Origin of the sequence: Mesorhizobium sp. M4B.F.Ca.ET.089.01.1.1, from assembly GCF_004022605.1 — a bacterium.
Classification (GTDB): Bacteria; Pseudomonadota; Alphaproteobacteria; order Rhizobiales; family Rhizobiaceae; genus Mesorhizobium; species Mesorhizobium abyssinicae.
Window position 1 is genome coordinate 1 of record NZ_RZOS01001038.1, and the last position, 787, is coordinate 787.

Consider the following 787-nt stretch of genomic DNA (forward strand, 5'->3'; position numbering starts at 1 on the left):
GGCCAGTGGCGGTCGGGCGTCGCTCGTCCGTGCCTCGCTCGGCAGCGGTCCAGCTTTTTCGGTCACGGTCAGCGGCTCGCCGGCGCCCGGCCGTAGAGCAGAAGCATGACCACGATGACCACGCCGTAGACGATCTGCCGCCCTGCCTCCGGCATCTGCATGACCGAGAGGATGGACTGCAGAAGCGTGATCAGGATGACGCCGGCGACGGTGCCCAGGTAGGACCCGCGTCCCCCAAGGATCGAGGTGCCGCCGAGCACAACAGCAGCGATCGACGGCAACAGATAGGCATCGCCCATCGACTGCGCCGCCTTCGAAGCGTAACCGGCCAAAAGCACGCCGCCAAAGGCCGAGAGCCCGCCCGAAACCGCGAAGGCGACCATCACCACGCGGCGTGTGTCGATGCCCGAAAGATAGGCGGCGCGCTCCCGGTTGCCGATGCCGTAGACGGCGCGGCCGAAGCCGGTGCGGGTCAGCAGGAAGACCATGGCCGCTCCGATCAGCGCCCAGATGATGACGGCGTTGGGCACCGCCGGAATGGCAAAGCCGGTCGCCAGATAGCGCATCGCCGGCGTTGCCGAATCCTGCGGCGAGAAGCCTCCCGTGTAGACCACCATCAGCCCTTGCGCGACGGCATTGGTGGCCAGCGTGATGATCATCGAGGGGATGCGCAGGTAAGCGACGCCGATGCCGTTGACGACGCCGATCGCGATGCCGCAGACAATGCCGAATGGGATGGCGAGCACCGACCCGAGCGGCCCGTAAGCCGCGGCCGCGCACGCCATCC

At 67.7% G+C, this 787-nt stretch carries 1 protein-coding gene; it reads right to left on the reverse strand.

Features of this window, described 5'->3' with window-relative positions:
* Window positions 1-68 precede the first annotated feature (68 nt).
* A partial coding sequence (locus EN780_RS35865; protein ID WP_133372935.1) for an ABC transporter permease occupies window positions 69-787 on the reverse strand: 719 nt, incomplete at its 5' end.